The sequence below is a fragment of the Leptospiraceae bacterium genome (assembly GCA_024233835.1).
In the GTDB taxonomy this organism is placed as follows: Bacteria; Spirochaetota; Leptospiria; order Leptospirales; family Leptospiraceae; genus JACKPC01.
Map to the genome: position 1 here is coordinate 1,937,717 of JACKPC010000001.1, position 24,513 is coordinate 1,962,229.

At 33.8% G+C, this 24,513-nt stretch carries 19 protein-coding genes; 9 read left to right on the forward strand and 10 right to left on the reverse strand.

Going from position 1 to position 24,513, the window contains the following annotated elements; genetic code table 11:
• The first annotated feature begins 106 nt into the window (after nucleotides 1-106).
• The 5 genes from H7A25_08795 to H7A25_08815 all read left to right on the forward strand — a co-directional run bounded on the left by H7A25_08795 (nucleotide 107) and on the right by H7A25_08815 (nucleotide 7,692).
• Entirely contained in the window at nucleotides 107-4,363 is a 4,257-nt protein-coding gene (locus H7A25_08795) for a PAS domain S-box protein (GenBank protein ID MCP5499987.1), read from the forward strand.
• Nucleotides 4,364-4,380: 17 nt separating this feature from the next.
• On the forward strand, nucleotides 4,381-5,514 hold the full coding sequence (locus H7A25_08800) for a hybrid sensor histidine kinase/response regulator (GenBank protein ID MCP5499988.1): 1,134 nt from the start codon (nucleotides 4,381-4,383) through the stop codon (nucleotides 5,512-5,514).
• Between the two features lie 70 nt (nucleotides 5,515-5,584).
• On the forward strand, nucleotides 5,585-5,905 hold the full coding sequence (locus H7A25_08805; GenBank protein ID MCP5499989.1) for an HIT family hydrolase: 321 nt from the start codon (nucleotides 5,585-5,587) through the stop codon (nucleotides 5,903-5,905).
• A 12-nt stretch (nucleotides 5,906-5,917) separates the two neighbouring features.
• Nucleotides 5,918-6,550, forward strand: a complete 633-nt coding sequence (locus tag H7A25_08810) for a rhomboid family intramembrane serine protease (GenBank protein ID MCP5499990.1) — start codon at nucleotides 5,918-5,920, stop codon at nucleotides 6,548-6,550.
• A gap of 122 nt (nucleotides 6,551-6,672) precedes the next feature.
• On the forward strand, nucleotides 6,673-7,692 hold the full coding sequence (locus tag H7A25_08815) for a hypothetical protein (GenBank protein ID MCP5499991.1): 1,020 nt from the start codon (nucleotides 6,673-6,675) through the stop codon (nucleotides 7,690-7,692).
• Between the two features lie 8 nt (nucleotides 7,693-7,700).
• Here H7A25_08815 and H7A25_08820 read toward each other — a convergent pair whose 3' ends face one another.
• The gene (locus tag H7A25_08820; protein ID MCP5499992.1) at nucleotides 7,701-8,723 is read right to left on the reverse strand and encodes a hypothetical protein; all 1,023 of its coding nucleotides are present in this window, start codon (nucleotides 8,721-8,723) and stop codon (nucleotides 7,701-7,703) included.
• Nucleotides 8,724-8,778: 55 nt separating this feature from the next.
• Complete coding sequence (locus H7A25_08825; GenBank protein MCP5499993.1) at nucleotides 8,779-10,023, reverse strand: 3-deoxy-D-manno-octulosonic acid transferase; 1,245 nt, start codon at nucleotides 10,021-10,023, stop codon at nucleotides 8,779-8,781.
• Nucleotides 10,024-10,210: 187 nt separating this feature from the next.
• On the opposite strand from H7A25_08825, the gene H7A25_08830 reads away from it, so the two are divergent.
• The 4 genes from H7A25_08830 to H7A25_08845 are packed head-to-tail and all read left to right on the forward strand — an operon-like array spanning nucleotide 10,211 to nucleotide 14,792.
• Nucleotides 10,211-11,665 (forward strand): hypothetical protein, encoded by a 1,455-nt coding sequence (locus H7A25_08830; GenBank protein MCP5499994.1) that lies wholly within the window; start codon nucleotides 10,211-10,213, stop codon nucleotides 11,663-11,665.
• A gap of 1 nt (nucleotide 11,666) precedes the next feature.
• Nucleotides 11,667-11,987 carry a hypothetical protein gene (locus tag H7A25_08835; protein MCP5499995.1) on the forward strand — a complete coding sequence of 107 codons (321 nt, stop codon included), beginning with the start codon at nucleotides 11,667-11,669 and terminating at the stop codon, nucleotides 11,985-11,987.
• Between the two features lies 1 nt (nucleotide 11,988).
• Complete coding sequence (locus tag H7A25_08840) at nucleotides 11,989-14,343, forward strand: chemotaxis protein CheA (protein MCP5499996.1); 2,355 nt, start codon at nucleotides 11,989-11,991, stop codon at nucleotides 14,341-14,343.
• Nucleotides 14,344-14,348: 5 nt separating this feature from the next.
• Nucleotides 14,349-14,792, forward strand: coding sequence for a chemotaxis protein CheW (locus H7A25_08845; GenBank protein MCP5499997.1), 444 nt, complete (start codon nucleotides 14,349-14,351; stop codon nucleotides 14,790-14,792).
• 2 nt (nucleotides 14,793-14,794) lie between these two features.
• Here the strand turns inward: H7A25_08845 and H7A25_08850 are convergent, their stop codons facing one another.
• The 8 genes from H7A25_08850 to H7A25_08885 all read right to left on the reverse strand — a co-directional run bounded on the left by H7A25_08850 (nucleotide 14,795) and on the right by H7A25_08885 (nucleotide 24,449).
• Nucleotides 14,795-15,742 carry a TIGR01777 family protein gene (locus H7A25_08850; protein ID MCP5499998.1) on the reverse strand — a complete coding sequence of 316 codons (948 nt, stop codon included), beginning with the start codon at nucleotides 15,740-15,742 and terminating at the stop codon, nucleotides 14,795-14,797.
• 45 nt (nucleotides 15,743-15,787) lie between these two features.
• Nucleotides 15,788-16,561 (reverse strand): hypothetical protein, encoded by a 774-nt coding sequence (locus tag H7A25_08855; GenBank protein MCP5499999.1) that lies wholly within the window; start codon nucleotides 16,559-16,561, stop codon nucleotides 15,788-15,790.
• Between the two features lie 27 nt (nucleotides 16,562-16,588).
• On the reverse strand, nucleotides 16,589-16,993 hold the full coding sequence (locus H7A25_08860; protein MCP5500000.1) for a hypothetical protein: 405 nt from the start codon (nucleotides 16,991-16,993) through the stop codon (nucleotides 16,589-16,591).
• Nucleotide 16,994: 1 nt separating this feature from the next.
• Nucleotides 16,995-17,972, reverse strand: a complete 978-nt coding sequence (locus H7A25_08865) for an NAD(P)H-quinone oxidoreductase (protein MCP5500001.1) — start codon at nucleotides 17,970-17,972, stop codon at nucleotides 16,995-16,997.
• Nucleotides 17,973-17,985: 13 nt separating this feature from the next.
• On the reverse strand, nucleotides 17,986-19,179 hold the full coding sequence (locus H7A25_08870) for an acetate kinase (protein MCP5500002.1): 1,194 nt from the start codon (nucleotides 19,177-19,179) through the stop codon (nucleotides 17,986-17,988).
• Complete coding sequence (pta, locus tag H7A25_08875) at nucleotides 19,176-21,284, reverse strand: phosphate acetyltransferase (GenBank protein MCP5500003.1); 2,109 nt, start codon at nucleotides 21,282-21,284, stop codon at nucleotides 19,176-19,178. Before pta ends, H7A25_08870 begins: the two co-directional genes overlap by 4 nt.
• Before the next feature lie 83 nt (nucleotides 21,285-21,367).
• Nucleotides 21,368-22,288, reverse strand: coding sequence for a nitronate monooxygenase (locus H7A25_08880; GenBank protein MCP5500004.1), 921 nt, complete (start codon nucleotides 22,286-22,288; stop codon nucleotides 21,368-21,370).
• 4 nt (nucleotides 22,289-22,292) lie between these two features.
• Nucleotides 22,293-24,449 (reverse strand): hypothetical protein, encoded by a 2,157-nt coding sequence (locus H7A25_08885; GenBank protein MCP5500005.1) that lies wholly within the window; start codon nucleotides 24,447-24,449, stop codon nucleotides 22,293-22,295.
• Nucleotides 24,450-24,513: the final 64 nt, after the last annotated feature.

Sequence of the window (24,513 nt, forward strand, 5' to 3'; positions counted from 1 at the left end):
ATCGATACTTTGAATCTGTCAATTCATAATTTGAATAAATTTTTTAAAGGGACTTCATTAACAATGGAAAGAAATTGTAATTTTATAGAGCTGCCTGTGGGTGTTTATGCAAGAGTTGTTAAGTAAGTTTTTTAAAATTCCTGAATACGAAAAAATACAGCAAGACTTGCTGTATAAAAATATACTATTCTTTATCTTTTTTGGTATTCCTGCGGTTTTCTTTTCTTTTTTTAGGGCTGAGCAAACTGGTTGGATTCTTTCCTTTGCACATCTATTCCTTTTTCTTATACTATTCTCTATTTATATTTCTAGGGATAAACTTTCTTATCAATGGGCTTTTTACATTTTCTTATTAATTATCCTTTCTGTGGGAGTGCTGGGTTACTGGAAACTTGGCCTTTTAGCTGAAAGCCGTGTTTTTTTGGTTTTGGCCATATCCGTTTCTATGTTGTTCGGAGGCTTTCGATTTTCTTTCTTATTACTATTATTTACATTTTTATATTTAGTATTCATAGCTTATATGAATATAAGCGGTAAACATTTAAACAAAATCGATTTAGTTGCTTACTCACAAAGTCCGATTTCATGGCTTATGTCTATCTGGGTTGTTTTAACCTTCTCTACTGCAATTGCTCTGACTATTGAAAAACTTTTGAAAGTATATAAAGAAACGATTGAAAAACTAAACCGATCCCTACTTTATTACAAGGTTATTTTCAATACAGCTGAAATGGGAATTTTAATTCTTAATTCAGAAAGAAAAATTATTTCTGCAAATGAAGGTGTTTTGAAGATATTGGGGTATTTAGAAAGTGATCTATATTTAACAGATATAATTGAACTACTAGAAAATAAAGATGTTTTTAAAGAGCAATTTAATGACTATTTTCTGTATTTAAAGCAGGAAAATTCCTTTCAATTAGAATTGAACTTTCGCCATAAGAACTCAGAAACAATTTCAAGTCTTGTGAATATAAGCGAAATCTCTTTAGATAAAAATAATACCGGATTCATTTTTCGAATTATAGATATTTCCAGGCGAAAACGAATCGAAAAAACTTTAGAAGAGAATAAAGAAAATCTTAATTCTATTATTTATTCTCTCGATGATCTACTTTTTGTTATTGATGAAAAAGGAAATTTTACTGATTATTTTCAACCTAAAACCAAATCAGTATTATTTGCTTCTCCGGAGTTTTTCTTAGGCAAACATTATTCGGAAGTTTTACCTCCTGATCTTACAAAAAAGTTGGATGAGTTGATTATCGAAGTTCGTAAGAATGATAATGTAGGACAACTTGATTACGATTTAAAAATGGATGGGAAAACTTATTGGTTCAGTGCTAAACTGACAAGAAAAAGAAATCATGATAAAGAATATAGTGGTTTTATTATAATTTCAAGGGATATCAGTGATAGAAAGGAGGCTGAAGAAAAATTAAAAGAAAGTGAAGCAAATTGGCGTTCCCTTGTGCAGGCTGCTCCTGTAAGAATTGTGATGCTGGATAAAGAAGGAAAAATTGATTTTGTAAATCGTTCTATTAAAGGATATAGTCCTGAAGAATGTGCAGGAAAGTTGATATACGATTTTTTAACCGCGGAAGAATCGCAAAAGTTAAAACTTGCATTCGATAAATCTCTTGAAACAAAAAAAAATCAAATATTTAGTTCTGTATATTGGGGGGAATACGGGAACAATGAATGGTATGAGAATTATATAGGACCGATAGACCACGAAAAGCAAGTAAATAAGTTAATCTTAATATCCTTAAATATTACGCAACGAAAACAGGTTGAAGAGCAGAGTAAAATTTTACAAATAGCCCTTGAGACGGCAGCTAATAGTGTGATGATAACCAATACAAAGGGTATTATACAATGGGTTAACCCGGCGTTCACGGTCCAAACGGGATTTTTATCTGAAGAATGTATTGGTTTATCTACAAATATTTTAAAATCCGGCGTTCATGAAGAAGAGTATTATAAAAAAATGTGGAATATTATTCTTAGCGGAGGGATCTGGCGAGGCACTACAATTAATAGGAAAAAAAATGGAGACTTATATCATGATGAACAGACGATTAGCCCGGTTCGTGATGAAAATGGGAAAATAACACATTTTATTTCTATTCGACAGGATGTTTCTGAAAGGGTCCGCATGGAAAAAGCTCTAAAGGAAAGTGAAGCAAGAGCGAGGGCATTATTAGATGCAATACCCGATATGATGTTTCACTTAAATTCGGATGGGGTTTATCTTGATTTTAGAGCTAATAATGAAGAATTATATTACCAGGAAGATACTCTGATAGGAAAAAAATTAAGAGATATTACACCTATATATTTAGCAGTATTAGTAGAAAAAAATATTCAAAAGGTATTAAATACTAAAACTATACAAACATTTGAATATGAAATGGATGTAAAAAATCTTGGAAAACGTTTCTATGAAGCCAGAATGGTACCCTGCGGAAACAATCAAACTTTGAGTTTAGTAAGGGATATAACGGATAGGAGAAGAGTAGAGGAAGAACTGAGAGAAAGTCAGAAAAATTTGGAATATATTTTAAATAACTTACTGACAGGAGTTGTTCAGGTGGGCATTGATGGGCAGATTTATTATGCAAATGCCGCTGCTGAGAAAATTTTAAATATTAGAAAAGATGAAATTGCCAAACGCTTCTTTAGTGAAAAAACATGGAGGCAGATTGATAAATTTGGGAACCCCTTTCCCGTTGAAAATCTTCCTATATCAATTTCTTTGATGGAAAAGCGAGTAGCAAATAATATTGAACATGGAATTGTAGATGATAGCAATAATGTTCGATGGCTATTAGTTAATTCAGCACCACTTTTTGATAGAAATGGAAATTTGGAAGGAGCTATAGCGAATTTTATTGATATAACGGAACGCTGGCAGCATGAAGAGGAATTGGAAATAGCCAAAAATAATGCAGAGGAAGCCAATAAGAGTAAAAGTATTTTTTTGGCAAATATGAGTCACGAACTGAGAACTCCTTTAAATGGTATATTAGGATTTGCGCAGTTACTTGAACAATCTTCGAATTTATCTGTAGAGGAAAAGGAGCATACTCATATCATACAAAAAAGTGGTGAATACTTGCTTCTTTTATTAAATGATATATTGGATATGGCAAAAATAGAAGCCGGGAAATTAGAAATAATTCATGAAGGCTTTTGTATTAATGATTTTTTGTCTTCTATCGCCGAATATGGGAATTTAAAAGCAGATCAAAAAAATATTAAATTTTCCTGTATTCATCCTTTCGAGGGTAATGAATGGTTTTATGGTGATGAATTACGATTACGACAGGTTCTTTTAAATCTTCTGAGCAATGCATTTAAGTTTACCAGGTTGGGTGAAGTTAATTTAATTATCAAAAAAAAGGATGAAAAAGTTTTATTTGAAGTTAGTGATACGGGTATAGGTATGAGCCCGGAAGTAATGCAGGGTCTTTTTAAACCTTTTTATCAAGCGGTGGATCTTCGTTTGAAAACAGAGGGGACCGGTTTGGGGCTGGCTATTAGTCAAAATCTTGTAAAATTGATGGGAAGTAAGATCGTTGTTGAAAGTCAAAAAGGAAAAGGAAGCAAATTTGGATTTGAGATTCATTTAAAAAATATTAAGCATGCAAAAACTGAAAAAATCCAAAACTTATCAAATGGAATTGTTGTTTCTTATAATTGGAGGAATCCGAAATTATTAGAGAGGAGGAAGTCTTTATCAATATTAATTGTGGATGATAGTCAAGTAAATCGCCATCTTTTAAAAAGTATTTGGAGTAACGTAGAAATTCAAATAAGAGAAGCTAAAAATGGAAAAATTGGATTGGAACTTATTTATGAAGAAAAGCCCGATATTGTTCTTTTAGATTTAATGATGCCGGAAATGGATGGTTTTGAAATGATGAAATTGCTAAGAACGAAACCTGACTACGATGATGTAAGGGTAATCGCTATATCAGCTAATGTATTAAAACAAGCCAGAGAAGAAAGTCTATCCTTAGGTTGTGATGCTTTTATTAGTAAACCGTTTAAAATCCAGGATCTATTGGATATGATTAAAGAGATTATGGATCTTGAATGGGTATATGCCGGTAAAGAAGAAAGTAAGTCTAAGAATCATAATGTGGCAGATGATAAAAAGAAATTTACTTTACCTCCGGAAGAAGATATCTCCGTAATCCGACACATGGTAAGACAGCATAACATCACAGGTTTAGAAGATTTTATAAAAGAATTAAAACGTAGAGCAGAAAAATCTCAGGAGTCGTTTATTGAAGAAATTGAAAGCCTTACATCCAACCTGGATTTTGATGCTATTTTAAAACTAATAGGTAAATAGAAAAGGAGTTTTGAAAAATGGAAATAGATGATGAATTGAAAACACATTTGTCTCTCGATTTGCTGAATTGTTCTATAATGATTGTAGATGACAGAGTTGAAAATTTAAAGTTATTAAGTGCTCATTTAAAAAAATTTAATTTTCAAATCTATATCGCAAAGAGTGGTGAAGAGGCTCTTAGTATTTTAGCTGAAGTTACTCCGGATTTAATTCTTCTGGATATAATGATGCCGGGAATAGATGGTTATGAAGTTTGTAAACGTTTGAAGAAGTCTGAAACATTAAGGGAAATTCCAGTAATTTTTCTTACAGCCATGAATGAAACAATCAACGAGGTGAAAGGATTTAAATTAGGAGCTGTGGATTATATTACAAAACCGATTAATCTCGATGTAGTCATGATGCGCTTAATTACTCACCTTACGATTCGAAGTCAAAAGAAAAGGTTGCAGGAGTTACTGGCTACAAAGGATCGTTTCTTTTCAATCATTGCACATGACTTACGCGGGCCTATGGGAGGGATTCGAGAATTTAGTAAGATGATGCTAAGGAACTTGGATTGTCAGGATCCGGACGGGGTTAAGAGAAGAATAGAGCTTCTGGTGAATACTTCAGAAAATCTTTATAATCTTCTAGAAAATCTTTTAGACTGGGCAAGGTTAGAAAAGGGGAACATTCCCTTTGAGCCTGAAATATTTTTGTTGTCGCCTATAATTTTGGAAGTATACGATTTGTTTAAAATGCAAACAGGACAGAAAAGAATAAATTTAGAATATGATTGTCCTCTTGATTTAAGTGTATTTGCCGATAAAAATATGGTATTAACTATTATTCGGAATTTAATAAGCAATGCTATTAAATTTACGCAAGAAGGGGGAAGAGTGGCAATTCTTGTAAAAGAATTAAAATCTTCTTTTGTGGAAGTTGTTGTGAAAGACTCCGGTATGGGAATTCATGAAAAGATTAAAATGGGATTATTTAAAATAGAGAAAAAAGTTAGTATGAATGGAACAAATGGAGAAACCGGAACCGGTTTGGGTTTGATATTGTGTAAGAATATGGTAGATAAAAATAAGGGAAGTATCTGGGTAGAATCAGAACTTGGAAAAGGTTCTCAATTTCATTTTACTTTACCTTCAGAAAAGAAATAATATGAATTGTAGTATTTGTGATTTACATAAAACTAATATACCTTTTCTAATAGAGAAAACTTCTTTCTGGGTGCTACGACATTCTGAAAGAAGTAAAAATTGTCCGGCTTATTTGTATATAGAACCTATAGAGCATATTGAAAGTTATAATGAATTATCAATCGAAGCCTGGCTAGAGTTTGGAAAAGTGATGGGAATTGCGGTTGAGTGGATTTATAAACACTATAGTCCTAAAAAGTTATATACAGTAAGTATTTCGGAAGCTGTTAAACATTTACATTTCCATCTTGTTCCCAGATACCAGGATGATATACTCGGTATAGAGTATTTATCAACTGCTCTTTCCGCTAAATTGCCGGAGATAGATGTGCCACTTCCCTTTAAGATATAGGATGTTATAGTTATGGATGATGATAAGTGGCAAATAAAAACAAGTTTTCTCTATTCCGCTATTTTTGTTGTGACATTATGGTTGATAAAAAGTATTGAAAATCAATATGGATATGATTTTTCAAAGTATGGAATTTTTCCAAGAACTCTTGGAGGTTTAAAAGGTATTTTCTTATCTCCTTTAATACATGGAGATATTAATCATTTACTTTCAAATACTGCTCCCACATTTGTACTACTTTTTGGTATATTATATTTGTATAGAAAAGTTTCAGTAAGTGTATTTGTGATAATATATTTGTTTGGTAATATTATAGTCTGGTTATTTGCCAGATCTTCTTATCATATAGGTGCCAGCGGACTTGTTTACGGTTTCTTCTTTTTTATTTTTTTAAGCGGTGTAATACGCCGAGAAAGGAGGGCGATAGCTCTTTCTTTACTTGCCGTATTTTTATATGGAGGAATGGTTTGGGGAGTTTTACCTCTGGAAAAAGGAGTTTCTTATGAAGGACATCTTTCAGGAGCAGTGATAGGCTCTATTCTGGCTATATTATACAGAAATGTAGCCAGAATAGAGCCTCAGGACGAAAAAGAAGAATTGGAGCCAGAATGGGAAGAAGAGATTTGGGGAAATAGGGAAGAATAGTTATCATGTTGGAGAAGATTATTAATTATTTGTTATCTTTCCAAACTGTTTTTTTCTACATTAAATATTTAATATGGCTTATTTTTTTAATTGTTTTCCCTCTTATTTCATTGTGGAATGGTATGTATTTTTCTGCAATTAATCTGTCTTTATTAGGAATGGTATTTAGCTATTTTACATTATATAAATATTCTGATATTTCTGGAAAGTTTAGCTTTTATCTCTTATTAATAGAATATGTTATAATTCTAAATCTATCTTTATTTTCGGTAATAAAACCATTAGATGGCGGATGGAAATTACTTTCAAATTCAGATAGTTACTCCGATCCAATTTTATATCATACAGAGGATGGCTTGTTCATACACGGTTCAGTTAAGGGGCGAATATTTGTAAAAAGATACAATGAACAGGAAGGATTTGATGACCTTGCTTATCCGGGACTTTTTTCCTGGGAATTAAAAGATAAAAATAGACAATTATGGTTTGGACCAAAAAAGGGAAATCACTTATATCTTTATAAATTAGATGAAAAAAAATGGTACCAAATGATTCGTCCCGGAGGATATGTTAGAAGTCTTGCATTTCTTGGAGACACCACATATTTAGTTGTTAGAAATCGTTTATATCAAATGAAAGGATATGGAGATTGGAAAGAAGTTTATCTCGATAATTATGTAAGCTCTGCATGTGTTGATACTAAAAACCAAATAATTTCTGTATCGGGAAAAAAGTTTCACCTATCAGTTTATGACTCTTCACAATGGATAGACCATACACCTTCTGGAAAAAGTTCAATACATTATGAATGTATCAGTTTATCGGATAGTTTTTATTTTTATCATGGAGGTTTATTATTTTCAGAAATCTGGGAAGTGAAATTCAAAAAAACAATAAAAAAAATAAAATCTCCTGTTCGGGATATTCGAATTATCGTTCCGATTGATAAAAAGCGATTGGTGGTAGGAACCTGGGGAGAAGGTGTCTACGTATTTTCGCCTGAAACAGAAGACTGGGAGTATTTGGGGTTGAAAGGAGTAGAAGTTCGATCCATGGCATATGACGAAAAGAGAAAAATCCTATACGCGGCTTCATCAAATTTATTCAATCGAAAAGGAATTTATTTCTTATCCCTTGAGTAATTATCGCATTATTGGTTTAAGTGAAAAAGAGTATCAAAGTATTTTTTCCTTGTAGAGTTTAACTCTAAAAAAATTCCATTATTATTTTCATGGATTTTTGTACCTTTACTATCATAGATGGATAGTATCCAGGGTCTTTTTTCGAGTATGCAATGAACATATGAAACAAAATATTCAGCAAAGAATTCATCTGCTGAAACTACGGAATAAAGGGTTGGAAAGGGACTTTCGTTTATATACGGAAAAATATCTTTCCATACATTTTCTAAGATCAATTTTTTAGAAGAATAGAATATGACTTTTGAACGCAATGGAAATTTAGTATCATCATATAGACTGATAGTTTCCTCTTTCCATACATTATCATAAAATGAAAACTTTCTAAAATCCCTATATTCCTCACGATTTAAGGGAGCCATATTGTTGGTATAGGAAAGAATATGGCCGAATTCGTGTATTAAAATATATCGAAGAGCATTCGTTTCATTATCATTTTCTTCATTTTCAATCTGCATACGAAGTTTAAGCTCAGTCGAGGAAAAAACAGAATTAATTTTATTAGTTATCCAGTCATTTGCTTTGTGACTAATTTTGTCATAGTCTAATATAACAAAACCACCAAGGGGTTTGTCTCCCTGGTATACAGCACCTGCAAGCCCCGTGCTTCCGAGGTTTTTACAAAAGTAAATACCGAAGAGATACTTATTAAAAAGTTTTTTAAGAATTGGGTTCATACTTAAAGAAATTGCCTTTACTCTCTTCTTCATTTCTTCTATGTTATCAAATTTTTCAGGAACCTCTTTGAAATTATCAATACGATTCATCTGTATCGAATAGTCCAGGTGTATACCGTCCAATACATAAACCCTGTTCTCCCAGCCTTCCGGAAGCTTGTAATTTTCGTACTTAACAGAAGGATGTTCAATGTTTATTTTGCGATAGGGATTTTTTTCTATTTTGGAACTTACAAAAGGTTTACAGCTTGCAATAAAAATAAGTAAGAGAAATATAAGTTGTGCATGTAGTTTCATATTCTTCCTTCTTTTAGTGAGTAGAAAAAAAAGATTTATATTTGTCAAAAACTTTCTATTTTTTTAAAAAGATATTATAAAACCGTTCGGATGCTCCTGTATTTTCTGTAACAAAGTTTCGAGCAATTTTTCCTAACTCAAGCCTTTTTTCTTCATTGCCTATAAGGGGGATAAACTTTTGCTTTAAATCTGAAATATTAGTAAAGCGAAATAAAGCTCCTAATTTTTCGAGAGTCATAGCTTCAGATGCGTTTTCTATTTTAGGTCCGGTAAAAATAGGCATACCGAAATAGGCAGGCTCTATCACATTATGAACACGATTATGTAAAGCACCACCTACATATACAAAACTGGCATACTGATAAGCATAAGCAAGAAGTCCAATTGCATCAAATATGCAAAGATTTGAAATTTGCTCTGAACCTGAATAAAGAGAATATGATAAATTCAGTTTTTGTAGTTGTTGGATTATAAAACTTATTCTTTTTTCATCTATTTTATGGGGGAATATCCAGATATGGATTCCCTGATTAAGTAAATCTTGAAGAATTGGAAACCAGATTAAATCACAGGCTTCATAAGTTGAACCGAGAATTAGGAGCTGAGGTAGTGTATTGGGAATTTTTTTTTGAAAATCAGGTAAAATTTGGTTACTTTTTATTTTCTCTACTACAGAATCGAAACGAGAATCCCCGCAGGTATGAATAGGAACTTTTTTAGAAGATAAATCCAGAAATACTTTTTCGTAGATTTTGTGAGTAGGAGAAATTCCGGAAAGTAGGGGAAAGGTTTTTCGTGATAAGAGTCTGGCTAAACCTTTATTTCTTCCTGAATTTTCATTCATAGTTGCACAAAAGAGATAGGACTTGCAGTTAAATTTATTAGCAGAAATCAGGAGGTTAGGCCAGGTGTCCCAGGCAGCAAGAAATAAAGCAGAAGGTTGAAACTTTAGAAAAATTTTATCATATGAATTGGGGAAATCGAGAGGCAGAAAGAAAAAAGCATTAATAGAAGGATCGGCTAAATTTTTTTCAGAAACACTTTCAGAAAAAACAGATTGTAGAATAAATACATCGGGTTCTTTTTCACGAATAACACGGGCTAAGGATTTGCATTGATCTAATTCTCCAACAGAAGCGCCATGTAGCCAATAGACTTTTTTAGTGGAAAAGCTTAATTCTAATATTGAATTAAGACTTTTTTCTCTTTTTTTTATGAAAGATTTTATCTTTGGGATAAAAAGTAAAATGGGAAGATTTAATTTAAGGAGATAAGTTAAAAATTTATAAATATTCAACACAAAATCAGAATGGGTCTAAGTCCGTAAAAAAGTCAATTAAAAAAGAGAATATAAAATAAATCAATTTATAATGAAGCTACCGGGAATATGAGTAGTAGGAAAAATGATGCAACCTTTAAAAAAAGCTTTACTATATTACTAAAAAATTATGATACTGAAGATCATTCTTTAAAAAATAGAGGTTTGTATGGGTTCAGTTGAGGGTGTCATGTTTAAGGGGCAGAAAAAAAGTTTTACGATTAAAGATATATTATTTATAACCAATAGTTTTATAACTATTTTACTTACTATTTTGGGTTTATTAGCTTTTCTTATGGCTTATTATCAAAATGTATTAAATTTCCATCGTGATATTCGTTATAAGTCTTATCAGGCAGCTATTGAGTTGAAGCAAAGTTCTGATGAGCTGACACGGCTTGCGCGCACTTATGTCGTAACGGGTGACTATAAATATGAGAAACAATACTGGCATATTCTGGATGTAAGAAATGGGAAAAAAACACGGCCGGATGGAAGAAAAATTCCACTCCGACAAATAATGAAAGAGCTTGGATTTTCTGAAGAAGAGTTTACGAAATTGAAGGAGGCTGAAGATAATTCAAATTCATTGGTTATGACTGAAACGATTGCAATGAATGCAGTAAAAGGTTTATATAATGATGGTAAGGGGAACTTTAATGTGAAAAAAGCTCCTGATAAAACCTATGCAAGGGAGATTATGTTTGATGAGAAGTATCATCAAGATAAGAAAATCATTATGGACCCTATAGATGAATTTTTCAAAATGTTAGATAACAGGACTTTTGCAACCGTTGAGAAATATAAGAGTCGGGAACTTACTGTTTTGATTATAATTATAATGCTTATAATATTTATTGTTATTGTATCCATATCATCTTTTTTCATTTCTAAGAAAAAAATTTCGAGTCAACTGAATTTTATTACCGAGTTATCTGATCAGGTTTTTGATATATCGACAGAGTTGTCTCAATCAAGTTTAACTCTTTCTAAAGTAGCTGCTGAACAGGCTGCAAGTGTAGAAGAATCCTCAGCTTCGCTTACAGAAATACTTTCAAGTCTTGAGCAGAATACAGAAAATGCTTCTATTACAAATTCCTTAACAACTTCAATGGTTTCTAAGGTTAAAGATGGTGGAGAAGCTGTTGTGAGAACTTTACAAGCAATGAAGAATGTGGCGGAAAAGATAGACCTGGTTGAAGAGATCGCTTCTCAAACAAACTTACTTTCGGTCAATGCCACAATTGAATCTGCACGTTCGGAAGAATACGGGCAGGGTTTTGCAGTTGTCGCGGCCGAGGTAAGGAAGTTGGCCCAGAGTAGCAAAAAGACTGCGAGAGAGATAAAAGTCTTGACTAAGGAAAGTTTAAATGTGGCCGAAAAAGCAAATGATCTTTTAAATACTATGATTCCAGAAGTAATCAAGGTATCGGACTTAATTACAGAAATTTCGGCAGCTGTAAGAGAGCAGACTACAAATATAAATTATGTGAATGAAGCGGTCAGTCAATTATCTCAGATGGCTCAGTCAAATGCCGCTTCATCCGAAGAACTGGCTGCTTCAGGTGAATCTTTAAAGCAAAGGTCTGAAATGTTAAAAGGGTCGATGAAGGTTTTATCTTAATATGAATGTGTTTTTAAATAAAAAGAAAAATGTTTTCAATATCTATATTACAAATGCAGATATTGAACCTGTTACTGATTCTATTGTTGAATCTTTTAAGGATATAATAAAGCTTATACAAGCAAGAATGGAAGTAGCTTTTCATTTACAGGAAATTATGAATATGAATCTAAAATCTCTGGCCTTTTTACTTTCTATTTTTGTACACCTGAAAAAAAAGCAATGTATGATTCATTTATACTGTGAGAAGAAATTTTATGAAGCTTTTATGGATTTGCAGGTGAAGAGCTTCATTGACTCAATTGAAGTGGTAAGCTTATAAGATGGAAGATTTTTATCAGGTATTAGAAGCAGAGTTAAAAGAATTAATCACAAGGGCAGAAGAAGAGATTTTACTTTTAGAAACATCACCTGATGATGAACTTTTAAATTCACTTTTTAGGGCTGTTCATACTATTAAGGGTACGTCCGGTATGGTGGACTTAAAAAAAATTGAAAGTTTGTCTCATTCTCTTGAATCTCTTTTTTCCGGGCTGCGTTCCGGGGATATAAAGATAAACGGGGAAGTGATAGAAATTATTTTTCATTCAATAGATAAACTTAAAGAGATTATATACGATTTAGCGAATGAATCTACACATCAAATTGAACCTTATATAGAAATAATTGAGCAACATTTAAAAATTTCAAGCTCAGAATTTTTTGAAAATAGCGCACAAGAAGAAAGCTATGAGAAGTATATTCAATTAGCTAAGGAGAATGGAAAAAGTGTAGCATTAGTGGAATGTGATTTATGCTCTCAAAAATTTACGGATCTGAAAGGATTTACACAATTTCTTGAACATAATAATATGTATTTGTTCGAAAGGGAGTTATTGGAAGATGAACTGAATGAGTTTGAAGGATCAAAGGCATTCCATATTCCGTATCGTTTTGTTGTGCTGCATGATGATATTGAAAAATATTTAAATACAATAAAATTAAAATATACTAAAATTGTATATTTACATACAAAACCCAAACCGCAAGTAAACGCACAATCAACAGAAGGGTATCGGAATACTTTTTTGAAAATCTCTACATCTTATATCGATGAACTTCTTAATGTTGCTGGTGAAGCAGTTATTGCCAGGAATCAATTATTAGAAATACTAAACTATGAAGAAGATTCTGAAGAAGAAATTCGCATTAATCGTTTAAGTCAATATATTAATGTAATTTATAACAGGCTCATGAAGATACGCTTGTTAAAAATAGGTTCTATATATCCAAGGCTACAAAGAATCATTCGGGATGTTTCGAAAGAGTTGAATAAAGAGATTCAAGCAGAATTTTATGGAAATGAAATAGAGTTTGATGAAGCTATGATGGAAGGAATTACAGAAGCATTGATGCATATTCTGAGAAATTCTATTGATCATGGAATTGAAAATAAAGAGGAACGTATTCGTAATAATAAACCGGCCTTTGGAAAGATAATTTTAAACACTTATTTGCAAAGGGGAAATATTTTTATTCAAGTGAGAGATGATGGTAGGGGTATCGATTTAGATAAAATTAAAGATAAAGCCTTAAGGGAGAATTTATATACCTTTGAGCAATTGGAAGCTATGCAGGATTCCGAGATTTATGAATTGATTTTTCATCCGGGCTTTACTACGAGGAAAGAAGCCACATCGATATCCGGTCGTGGAGTTGGAATGGATATTGTTCTAAATAATTTTAAAAAATACGGTGGTTCAGTCAGAGTTGAAAGCGAAAAAGGGAAAGGTGTTTGTATTACCGGTATAATCCCGCAAACTTTAAGTGTGATGCCTGCATTTATCATCCTTGTAAATGATAAAAAGTTTGCTATAATGCAGAAAAATATATTAGAATTAACGAAATATGATGCTGCAAATATTATAGAGTTGGATGATAAAAAGATATATAAGTTACGTAATCAAAAGATTCCTCTAATAGAACTAAACAATGTACTTTTTCCTAATTACATGGTTCATGAAAAAAATGAAAATATAGCTATTTTACAATCGGAAAATAAATACTTTGCTATTTCATTTAACTCTCTTGTTTCTATCGAAGAAATAGTATTAAAACCTCTTCCGGAGCAGGTAAGGGATGTAAACTTATTTGGTGGTCATACATATTCCGGGGATGGAAGTATTATTTTGATCATTGAACCTGATGCTATATTAAAAAAATTTAATTTGAAAGTAGAATTGAAGGAGGGACTTGTAAAGAAAGAGGAGAGTAAAAATAAAAGAGATCATAATTATTTATTTTTTATTATTTCCGATGAAATTTTCTTTCTTCCTGCTGTGAATATAGTAGGAGTAAGGGAGATTGGTCTTTCGAATATAAAGCAGGTTTTAGGAAAGGAAAAGGTTTATATTGAAGAGAAAATAATTACTATTATACGTATAGAGAAGTATTTAAATATTAGAAAGCAAAATGATATTCCAAAGATGTATTGCATTGAATTAAAAAATGAAGAGTATTCGATTGGAATTATAGCTCATGATATATTAGATATTCTTGAAGGAATTGAAACATATAAGAGCCAGGACATATATAATCAATATATTAGCGCCTATTCAAAAATTGAAGATTCTATAGCCTTACATATTGATATTGAAAAAGTAGTTCAAAAATTTATAGAAGAGGAAATAAGTATATAAAGGGTATGAATAATAAGACAGAGAAAAGACAATTGCTCTTAATTTGGGAAATTTCCAATTCTCTTTTTGGGATTAATATTAAGCATTGTAAAGAAGTTCAAAAAGGAGTCCCCTTAAATCCTATTCCGACTGCCAGACCCTTTATAAAAGGCCTGGTAAATTTACGTGGGGAAACCTCTGTTGTTTGCGATTTATTAATGTTACTTAACTATGGAAATTTTGATGAGGCAGGAGGAAAACCGGAAGTTATCATAAAACTACAGTATGTCAATAAGAATATAAGTTTTTTAGCAAATTCTGTTGTTGAAATAGTTTCTTATCAGGAGGAGGAGTTACAGGAAGCAAGCTCTTATTTAAGTTTTGAAGAATGTGAATTTATTAATAAACTTTATGATTCTGAATACGGTATTGTAAAACTTATAGATATAGAAAAAATAATGTTATTGTAAATTTAATTTCTTTTATATGCAATTTCTTCTAATGCTTCTCTTAAATTTGGGTATTTAAACTGAAAGCCGGATTCCAAAAGACGTAGAGGGAAAACTTTTCGACTTTTTAAAATAAGTTCGGGTTCGGTCCTTAAAAAGAATGAACCAATATGAATCAAAAATTCCGGAGAAGGAATGGAAAAGGGTATGTGGAAGATTGTCCGTAGAGCTTTCATGAAATCTACGTTTTTTTCCGGATGTGGTGAGGTGCAGTTAATGATACCTTCAATTTTGTTTTGTGTAATCAACCAGTCTATGATTCTTGCAAAATCTTCTTCGTGAATCCAACTGATGAACTGTTCACCTCTACCCATTTTTCCACCAAGACCTAATTTTGATAGCTGAATTAGACTTGGTAGAGCACCACCGGAATTTCCTAAAACAAAAGAAATTCGGAGAGCTATTTTACGAATATTAGGAATATTAAATTTAAAAAAGGATTGTTCCCATTGTTTGCATACATTAACGGAAAAACCGGTACCGGCTTTTCCCTCTTTTTCATCGTTTGCTTTTTCGTTTCCACGGGTATCTTTGTAATAGGTTGCTGAACTTGCGTTTATCCAGAGTGGAGGAGGATTGTTTGATTTTTGAAAGGCTAAACCAATCGCTTCAGTGGATAGGAGTCTCGAAGTTATTATTTCTTTTCGGTTTATATCTGTATAACGACAATCTACGCTTTTTCCGCTCAGGTTAATAACTGCTGTTGCATTTTCAAAAATTTGCATCCAATCACCCTGACTTTTTCCATCCCAGAGTAAAGTATAAATCCCGGGTTTTTGGACTTTTGGATTTCGTGATAGAATGAAAATTTCATAACCTTTTTTAGAAAAATAGTTTGCCAGGTATTGACCCAGATAGCCGCTACCTCCCGGTATAACAATTTTTTTCTGAGGAAACTCATTCTCCATCATATTGTCATGAATAATCAGATACTATTTTTTTTAAATCATTTTCTTCTATTTGCTCGAGGGAGATTTAAGCATAATGATTGTCCAAAAATTTTTGTTAGAATCTTTATCAGAATTACTATTTTTACCAATACCAATGTGAGTTAAACCTAAGTTACAGAAATTCGTTAGTATATAACTATATGCTAAATCTTTTTTTAAAGCGTTATAGGCTTCATCCGCTGTATCGGCGTTGCGGGTAATTAATTCAAAAGCTCCTTCCCATTTTTGGACTCCATTGCTGGTTCCGTATCCATTTCCAGAAGGAGGTTCCGAACTGGATTCGTAGGTGGATGTATTATAACCGGCTTTGTTCCAGGCAGTAAGCGGATCGGAACTAAAACTTGTTAAACCACCTATATTAGAATTCTTTAATCTTACGGCCGGATTATTTCCATCCGGATTTACATGGCTAAAGAAGCTACGTGTTACCATATCATAACTATGATTCTGTGCTGTTTTTGTAAGATTCGAATTTTCTTCTATTTTAGAAGAACTGCACTTGCTATTATTATTTATCTGATTTATCATAGCCTGGGTGTTACCGGAAAGTTGTCCGATAGGTGCTTCATCGCCTGATAAAGTAGCAGTGTTACTACCATTTTTTGTCCCGGAAAGAGCGAGAGCTAATAATAATAGTTTATTTTTTTCCTCATCTTTTTTTGCCTGACATTCTGTCTTTAGAGCAATGGTATCCATAGGACAATCAAAAATATTTGAAATGCAGGATTGGAAAGAAAGATGGAAAAAAAGAAAGATACTACAATATTTTAAAAATCTCATAAATTTATCCTACTGGTATATTAAATCTTAAACATATAAATATTCTTTTTCACTTGAAACTAAAAAAAACATCCCTGACCAGAAAGCAAAACGGAAAAACATTGCAATTAAAGTTCTCTTTTCGTATTCACCACCAGAAATAATGTGTATTCCAAGGTATAGAACAGCCATAAAAATTAAAAATAATAAAAACTTTATTGAATAAACAGTATTTTTATTTTTTTGTAAGATAAGGGATGATACATATAAATAGAGAAAACCGGATAAGAAATTAAACCATAAAATTTCCGGTATATACTTTCCGGCAGCAAGGCGATATTTCTCTTCACTGAAAAGAATCAAGCCTCCTGAGCTTATGGTTAAAATTCCAAATAGTATGCCAAAATAAGCAAAGAACTTTATGGCAATGGATTTTATATTATGGATATTCAAATTAGCTTACCTCTAAAACAATCTTACCTGTATTCGCATTTTCTTCCATAATTTTATGAGCCTTTCCTGTGTTTTTCCAATCCAGAACTTCGTATACTACCGGTAAAAGTTGAGTACTTTTAAAACGGGATAAACCCCAGGAAAAGAAGTCCTTATTAAGTTTTATCTGGTAGTCAAGACTTCTGGAGCGCAGGCTGGATACGTGAATACTAATTCGCTTAAATAATAAGTTTGCGAGATTTACATTGTTTACTTTTGCTCCTCCCATAAACGCCAGTATGACTAGTCTTCCCTCGATAGATAGGCTGGAAATATTATCTTCAAAGTAACTGGCTCCCAAAAAATCGATGATAGTGTTGACTCCTTTTCCTGAAGTAAAGCGCTTAACTTCTTCCGAGAAGGACTGTGTTTTGTAATCAATACATAATTTGGCTCCAAGGGACTCACAGGTATCATGCTTTTCTTTTGAAGCGGTAATAATCGGAAGAACATTCAATTCTTTGCATATTTGTATAGCTGCTGTTCCAACGCCACTTCCTCCTGTATGAATTAGAGCTGTTTCATTTTCCCTGACTACGGCTAACCAACAAAGAGCCTGCCAGGCGGTTAAAAAAACTTCAGGAATAGCAGCCGCTTCCACAAAAGACAGGTTTTTCGGTAGGACTACTGCCATCTCCTCATGAATCGCCACATATTCTGCGTATGCGCCCCCGGAAACAAGTCCGAAAACCTTATCCCCTTTTTTCCAAAGTTTACTTTGTCCGGGATTTTCTACTATCCCGGCAAATTCGAGACCTAAAATTTGGCTGGCTCCTGTTGGTGCCGGGTACTTGCCGATTCTTTGAAGGGTATCAGCCCGATTAACTGCAAAAGCCTTAACTTTAACCAGGATTTCTTTTTCTTTGAGTTCAGGTAAAGGGGCTTCACCGATATATAATTTTTCTGCTTCACAGGGACTTTCGAATAATATTGCTTTCATCACTTCACCTAAATTACTTTTCTAAAACCTCTTTAGTTTCAAGAGCAATTTGTAATTCTTCATTGGTCGGAATGACTAAAATTTGGACTGATGAATCTGATTTATGAATGGCTCTCTCATGCTTATCCTTTGTCTTATTTTTAAGCTCATCTAAAGCTATGCCAAAAACAGAAAGATTAGAACATACAGCATCACGTATATCATAACTATTTTCTCCTATTCCACCTGTAAAAATGATAGCATCCAAGTTTCCCAGTATTGCTGTGTAGGCTCCTATGTATTTTTTTATCCTGTATACATAAATTCGGAATGCTAATTCGGCTTTTTTATCTCCTTTTTCTTTTTTATCCAAAAGATCTCTCATATCATTTGTATCGCATAAACCTTTTAAACCACTATTTTTATTGAGTATGGTTTCGATTTCTGTTAGGTGTAGATTTAATTCTCTTCCCATGTAAAAAATAATTCCCGGATCAATATCTCCCGAACGAGTACCCATAACAATGCCTTCTAAAGGAGTCATTCCCATGCTAGTATCTATACTTTTTCCGTTTCGAATGGCTGCAATACTGGAACCATTTCCAAGATGGATGGTTATCAAGTTAGAACTTGAAAAATCCTTATTTAAAAATTTGGCTCCTTTCATAGCTACGTATTTGTGTGAAGTACCATGAAAACCATATCTTCGTATTTTATAATTATCATATAGACTGTGATCGATTGCGTAATGATAGGCATAATCGGGAATGGATTGGTGAAAAGCAGTATCGAAGACAGCAACCTGTTGTATGTCCTCAAAGAAAGTCTTACAGGCCTCAATCCCGGTTAAGTTTGCAGGGTTATGGAGAGGAGCAAGAGGAATGTGTTCCTTAATAGCAGAAAGAACTTCATCGGTAATCACACAGGGTTCGTGAAATTTTTCTCCACCATGAACTACCCTGTGACCGATAGCACTTATTTCGGACTTATCTGTTATGACTCCATTTTCCGTATCCGTTAATAATTCCATTACAATTTGTATTGCATGACTATGATTTGGAATTTTTCTTTCTTCTTTGTGCTCTCTGCCATTTGTTTTATGATGAATTATGCCAAGTTTTTCTCCGATTCTTTCAACAAGACCGGATGCAAGAACCTCGGATTTATCCATTAAGAAAAGCTGATATTTTAATGATGAACTTCCTGTGTTGATAACTAGTATTTTCATGATATTCCTTTTTCTGCCTGTGCCTGAATGGCAGTAATAGCTACTGTATTTACTATATCCGGAACGAGACAGCCACGACTTAAATCGTTAACTGGTTTATTTAATCCTTGCAATACGGGACCGATGGCAACTGCTTTTGCGGAACGTTGTACTGCTTTATATGTATTGTTACCTGTGTTGAGGTCTGGGAATATGAAAACGGTGGCTCGTCCTGCTACTTTGCTATCAGGCATTTTTGTTTTAGCTACGCTTAAATCTACTGCTGCATCATATTGCATAGGGCCTTCTACTGAAAGATCGGGTCTTTTTGTAGTAGCAATTCGGGTAGCCTCCCGAACCTTCTCCACTTCGGAACCTGAACCGGAAGAACCGGTTGAGTAGGACAACATCGCTACTCTAGGTTCGATTCCAAAAGCTTTTGCTGTATCTGCTGAGCTGATAGCAATCTCTGCCAGTTCTTCCGCACTCGGATTGGGATTAACCGCACAATCTCCGTATACCAGGACTCTATCTTCAAGACACATAAAGAATACACTGGAGACAATTGAACTTCCCGGTTTGGTTTTGACTATCTGAAAGGCAGGGCGAATTGTTTGTGCTGTTGTATGGATGGCACCTGAAACCATCCCGTCTGCATGACCCATATAAATCATCATTGTTCCGAAACTATTCACGTCAGCAATAATGTCACGAACTATATCTTCCGTTGCTCCCTTATCCTTTCTTAATTCGCAGTAAATCTTTACATATTCATCGAAATATTCAGATTGTACCGGATTAATAATATTCGCTTGTTTCATGTGGAGTCCGAGATTATCAATCTTTTCTTTTACCTTGTTTACATCACCAAGCAGGGTTATATCTACTATTTCACGTTTCAATAATATTTCGGCTGCTTTTAATATTCTTTCTTCTGTACCTTCCGGAAGAACGATGTGCTGTTTATTTGACTTGGCTTTTTGAAGTAGATTATATTCAAACATTTTTGGAGTCAGACGTGTAGAGCGACTCAGGCTAATATGTTTTTTTAATTCTTTGCTATTAATATGCTTATCGAAAAGTCCGAGTGCCATCATGATCTTACGAGGAGTGTTTTTAGAGATGGTAGCATGGATACTGTCCATTTTAGAAGCCGTTTCGAAGGTAGATTTTTCTACACTCAATATACTGATGGGAAGATTTTTCATCCCATCCAACATTTCTTTAATTTTTCCTTCCGGTTTCATGCCTCCACTTAGAACAATTCCTGCAATTTTAGGCATATTTTGAGAATTTAATGATAACAAACAACCCAGTAAAATATCGTATCTATCACCCGGTGTAATTACAAGTGTATCATTGTCAATTCGGCTGAGAAAATTCTCTACTCTCATGGCAGCGATTGCAAAACGGCTGCTAAGTTTGTATAAATTATTTTCTCCATATAAAACCTGTGCATTTAACCAGTTTTTCACTTCTTCCATGGTCGGCAAGGCAAGTGCAGGCTCATTCGGAAGGGTATATATCAGGCGTTTCTTAAAATCTTCATTTTCATTAATCAGATTTTGTATTTCAGAAAAATTATGAGCTTCAATGCAGTTGATGGTAGTAGCAAGAATTTTACAACCTTTTTCCTCAAATGATTCAATCGCCATTTCAGTTGCAGAAATTGCCTCTTTTGCAGTTTTCCCAAAAGCATTCGTCACTAATAAAATGGGTGCAGCAATATTATTCGCAATATCTGCATTGATGTCAAATTCAAAAGCTGATGTGGTTTTTGAAAAATCACTTCCTTCGCAGAGTACGAAATCAAAACGGCTTTCAAGGGCTTTATATTTCGTAAGGATTCCTTCTAAAAGCTCGTCCTGCTTCCCGGACGTAATGAGTTCCCGGGCTTCACCTACTGTATAGGCGTAGGAGTCTTCATAATCAACATTGAGTTTGAATTGATCTAAAATTAGTTGAATATCATTATCGCACTTTTTGCAGCTTTCTTCCACATTTATAATGGGTCTAAAAAAAACTATATTGTCGGTGTCTCTCATAAGCATTTCCATGAGACCTAATGCTATTGCGGATTTCCCGCTCCTGGCTTCTGTGGTGGTAATATATAAGTTCTTGGACATAAAACTTCCCGTGTTGATTGGATAATATAGTAGCAATTTAAACAGGCGTTAAAATTATGCAACCATGTTTCTTTTTCATGTGATTAAGTAGGAATAGGAATGCTTCTATGGGCTTTCCTGTACTCATTTTTGATTCTATGGAATATCTCCTGAACACTGAGGACTTCTTTTATTTGAGCGACTCCCTGACCGGCTGACCAGATGTCTTTCCATCGTTTGCTGTCACCTTCGAGAGATTGCGGAGGTTTTTCTCCATTTAAGATATAAGGATGTTTATCAAGGCTTTGCTTCATCCAGTTTGAAAAAATCCCGGTGACTTTATCCGTATAAATAATTTCCTCCGGACTTGAGTCTATTAGCATAGTCTTATAATTTTCGTTTACACGAGCTTCTATACTGGCAATGAATCGGGTTCCAATAGAAACTGCATCGGCTCCGAGACTTAGTGCAGCCAATATTTGAAAACCGGTACCGATAGAACCAGCAGCAATAACAGGCAGGTTGGTTTCCTCTTTGATGTATGGAATCAGGCTGAAAAGAGAAATATTACCGGAGTGTCCGCCCGCTCCGCTTCCCACAGCAATAATTGCATCACAACCTGCTTTCGCGACCAGTTTGGCATGTTTTAGTGTGGTTATATCACAGAAAACTTTTGCTCCGCTGGAATGAACTTCCTTGATGAGGCTCCTGGGAGTTCCGAGACTGGCGATGTAAAGTTCTACATTTTTGTCGAGACAGGTCTTCAGTTGTTTTTGCCAGTCAGGATTATGTTCTTTATGGAGTATCAGGTTTACACCTATGGGTTTGGAGGTCAGAGAGCGTATCGTATCAATTCCGTTTTTAAGTTCTTCCGGTTCTCGAAAATTTAAAGCCGGAAAGGTTCCGATGCCTCCTTCGTTTGAAACAGCAGCTACCAGTTCCGGATAGGATACAAGAAACATGGGGGCCCCGATAATAGGTAATTCAATTCCGAGCATTTGGGTAATAGCTGTATTGATTCTCATTTAACTAATATAATCGGGAAAGTTCCCGGATCCTTCCATCCTGTAAAGTCTTTTCTATGCTTTCCAGATTTTCTCTGGCATGAGAAATTTCTAGTTCGTTTCCTTTGTTAATGATTTCTCTGTATATTTCCGAAGCGAGGTGAAAATTTCTTTTATCGGCCTCCAGTTCTGCAAAACGAAATAGAAGTTCTATTTGTTTTAAAGATTTATAGGTAGTTTGAATCGTTTTGATCCTTTCCTGCAAATCCTGAAGTTTTGTTTTGTATTTATGATATTCTAATAAAGCATTATCATCTGTTTTGGGTAAAAGTTTTTTCTTTTCGGCTAAGAACTGAGATTTTAATTGGGATTCTTCCTGCTTTTCCTTATATAGGAGTTCTTCTAAATTTATGATGATTCGATAAGCTTTTTCTATATGATATAAATTATTTATGTCTTCTTGTTTTATATTTTCTAGAGAAGAGAAGGTATGACTTCTCTCTTCGGGAGGGATGTGGGTATAGATTGAATAAGTATCCAGGGCAGCATACGCATGAAATAGTTGTATGTTTCTATCCAGGTAGGCTTTTAGATCTTTTTTATCATCTGTCTGCTCGTTTTCTTTTTTTGAAAGCCAGGTCTGAAAATAAGCAACACTTTTATGTCTGTCTCCAATTTTTTCAAAGTAGAAGTTTCCGAGATAATATTCCCAGGCTGTTTTTTTCTCTTCGTCTGTTTCTCTTTCCAAATACCTCTCATAGTAATAAGCTGCTTTTACATTTTGCTTGAGTTGGGAACGAAGCATCGCTGTATACAGAAAAGCTTTTTTTAAATATTCCTTACCTGTATCATCCAGATTTTTTAAGTATTCTTCGGCTGCCCGGTAGAGAATTATACTTTCCTGTTTGTCCAGGTTTTCTTCTATACTTGTATTATTCTGGAATTGAACCCCTATCAAATTTCTTTGCATTGTATCTTTTTTATCTTTTTCTTCCAGAGTTTCCCATTGTTTTTTTAAATTCTCTTTACAAACAGTGGAGATATATGATTCAAAATAATCGGCAGCTTCTTTGGTCTTTCCTGCCATACGGTGTTCATCGGCTAATGCAAATAAAATTTGTTTATTTGAAGGTTCGAATCTATGTGCGAGGTGGAGGATTTGCCGGTAGGCAGGGAAGTCTCTTTCCCTTGTACTATCAAAAATAAAGCGGGGGTCTCTCGGAATCGGGATTTGGGTTCTCTGTTTTCTTACTTGAAGGCTTTCTTCTTCCAATTCTCGGACAAGACCGGCCAGTCTAAAAAGAACATCTGCATTTTCTTTGTCCTTTGACTCTTTATAAGGAAGATAATTGTTTTTATAGGATTCTTCGTAGGCTAATTTTTTTTCTTCAAGCTCTTTTTCTAAATTAGCCATTTCTCTATCGATAGACTCTGCTGTATTTCTTATCTGTATACTCGGATTGGCGGAAGAGTAAGTATTTTCAGAAAAAGCAAAATCCCTGGCCAATTTGGCTTTGTTTCTGTAAAGTTCCTGTTTTTTTTGAATAAAATCTTTTTTAGCTGTTTCGTATGCTTGCTTATTTGAGGTATGTAGTTTTCTTGCAGAAACTGCCGAATCATCTCTGATTTCTCTCCAATTTTTCTCGTATAGAAAACTATTTTCCGATGAGGATAGGTCCCTATAGCGAAAGGAATTCAGGTAGTGCTCTATGGCTTTTTGTCTGGAGTAGGGGTCCTTACCTGAATCAGCCCTATATTTTTTGGAATATAGAACTCCAAGTTTTGCATGTATCTGAAATAAAATTAAAGAATCTCGTAATCTTCCACTTTCAGAAAATTCTGAGTTTATGTCCCTCATTAAAAGTCGGGTCTGATTGATTGACTGATTCTTAAATATTTCCTGACTATTTCTTTCATGCCAGGTGCGTTTTCCTTCCACAAATTGAGAGTAGTAGGAATCAAGAGACTTTTTTAGATTTTGGATTTCTTTATCAGTGTCTTCGCTTGCTTCCCTGCCGGCAGTATCTTCTATTACCTCGTCTGGATTTTTATAAACCCCGGGAACCTCATTTCTTTCATCGTGAGAATAAATAGGGAGGCAGATAAAAAGAATTAGATAGATGAATATTACTCTGGACATAGTATCATTTTCGGAAGAAAAAGGAAATACATGAATCTTCATGAATTCTCACTTAGCATTTCTTTAAGAGCTCCATTTTCTGAAAAGCAAGGGAGTTTATAGCTCG

Bases quoted from the DNA above. Each gene is read 5' to 3' on its own strand.
- H7A25_08865 (MCP5500001.1), bottom strand. From the start codon at position 17,972: ATGAAAGCAATATTATTCGAAAGTCCCTGTGAAGCAGAAAAATTATAT.
- H7A25_08830 (MCP5499994.1), top strand. From the start codon at position 10,211: ATGGGTTCAGTTGAGGGTGTCATGTTTAAGGGGCAGAAAAAAAGTTTT.
- H7A25_08870 (MCP5500002.1), bottom strand. From the start codon at position 19,179: ATGAAAATACTAGTTATCAACACAGGAAGTTCATCATTAAAATATCAG.
- H7A25_08850 (MCP5499998.1), bottom strand. From the start codon at position 15,742: ATGATGGAGAATGAGTTTCCTCAGAAAAAAATTGTTATACCGGGAGGT.
- H7A25_08800 (MCP5499988.1), top strand. From the start codon at position 4,381: ATGGAAATAGATGATGAATTGAAAACACATTTGTCTCTCGATTTGCTG.
- H7A25_08845 (MCP5499997.1), top strand. From the start codon at position 14,349: ATGAATAATAAGACAGAGAAAAGACAATTGCTCTTAATTTGGGAAATT.
- pta (MCP5500003.1), bottom strand. From the start codon at position 21,284: ATGTCCAAGAACTTATATATTACCACCACAGAAGCCAGGAGCGGGAAA.
- H7A25_08815 (MCP5499991.1), top strand. From the start codon at position 6,673: ATGTATTTTTCTGCAATTAATCTGTCTTTATTAGGAATGGTATTTAGC.
- H7A25_08880 (MCP5500004.1), bottom strand. From the start codon at position 22,288: ATGAGAATCAATACAGCTATTACCCAAATGCTCGGAATTGAATTACCT.
- H7A25_08820 (MCP5499992.1), bottom strand. From the start codon at position 8,723: ATGAAACTACATGCACAACTTATATTTCTCTTACTTATTTTTATTGCA.
- H7A25_08810 (MCP5499990.1), top strand. From the start codon at position 5,918: ATGGATGATGATAAGTGGCAAATAAAAACAAGTTTTCTCTATTCCGCT.
- H7A25_08795 (MCP5499987.1), top strand. From the start codon at position 107: ATGCAAGAGTTGTTAAGTAAGTTTTTTAAAATTCCTGAATACGAAAAA.
- H7A25_08835 (MCP5499995.1), top strand. From the start codon at position 11,667: ATGAATGTGTTTTTAAATAAAAAGAAAAATGTTTTCAATATCTATATT.
- H7A25_08840 (MCP5499996.1), top strand. From the start codon at position 11,989: ATGGAAGATTTTTATCAGGTATTAGAAGCAGAGTTAAAAGAATTAATC.
- H7A25_08855 (MCP5499999.1), bottom strand. From the start codon at position 16,561: ATGAGATTTTTAAAATATTGTAGTATCTTTCTTTTTTTCCATCTTTCT.
- H7A25_08885 (MCP5500005.1), bottom strand. From the start codon at position 24,449: ATGAAGATTCATGTATTTCCTTTTTCTTCCGAAAATGATACTATGTCC.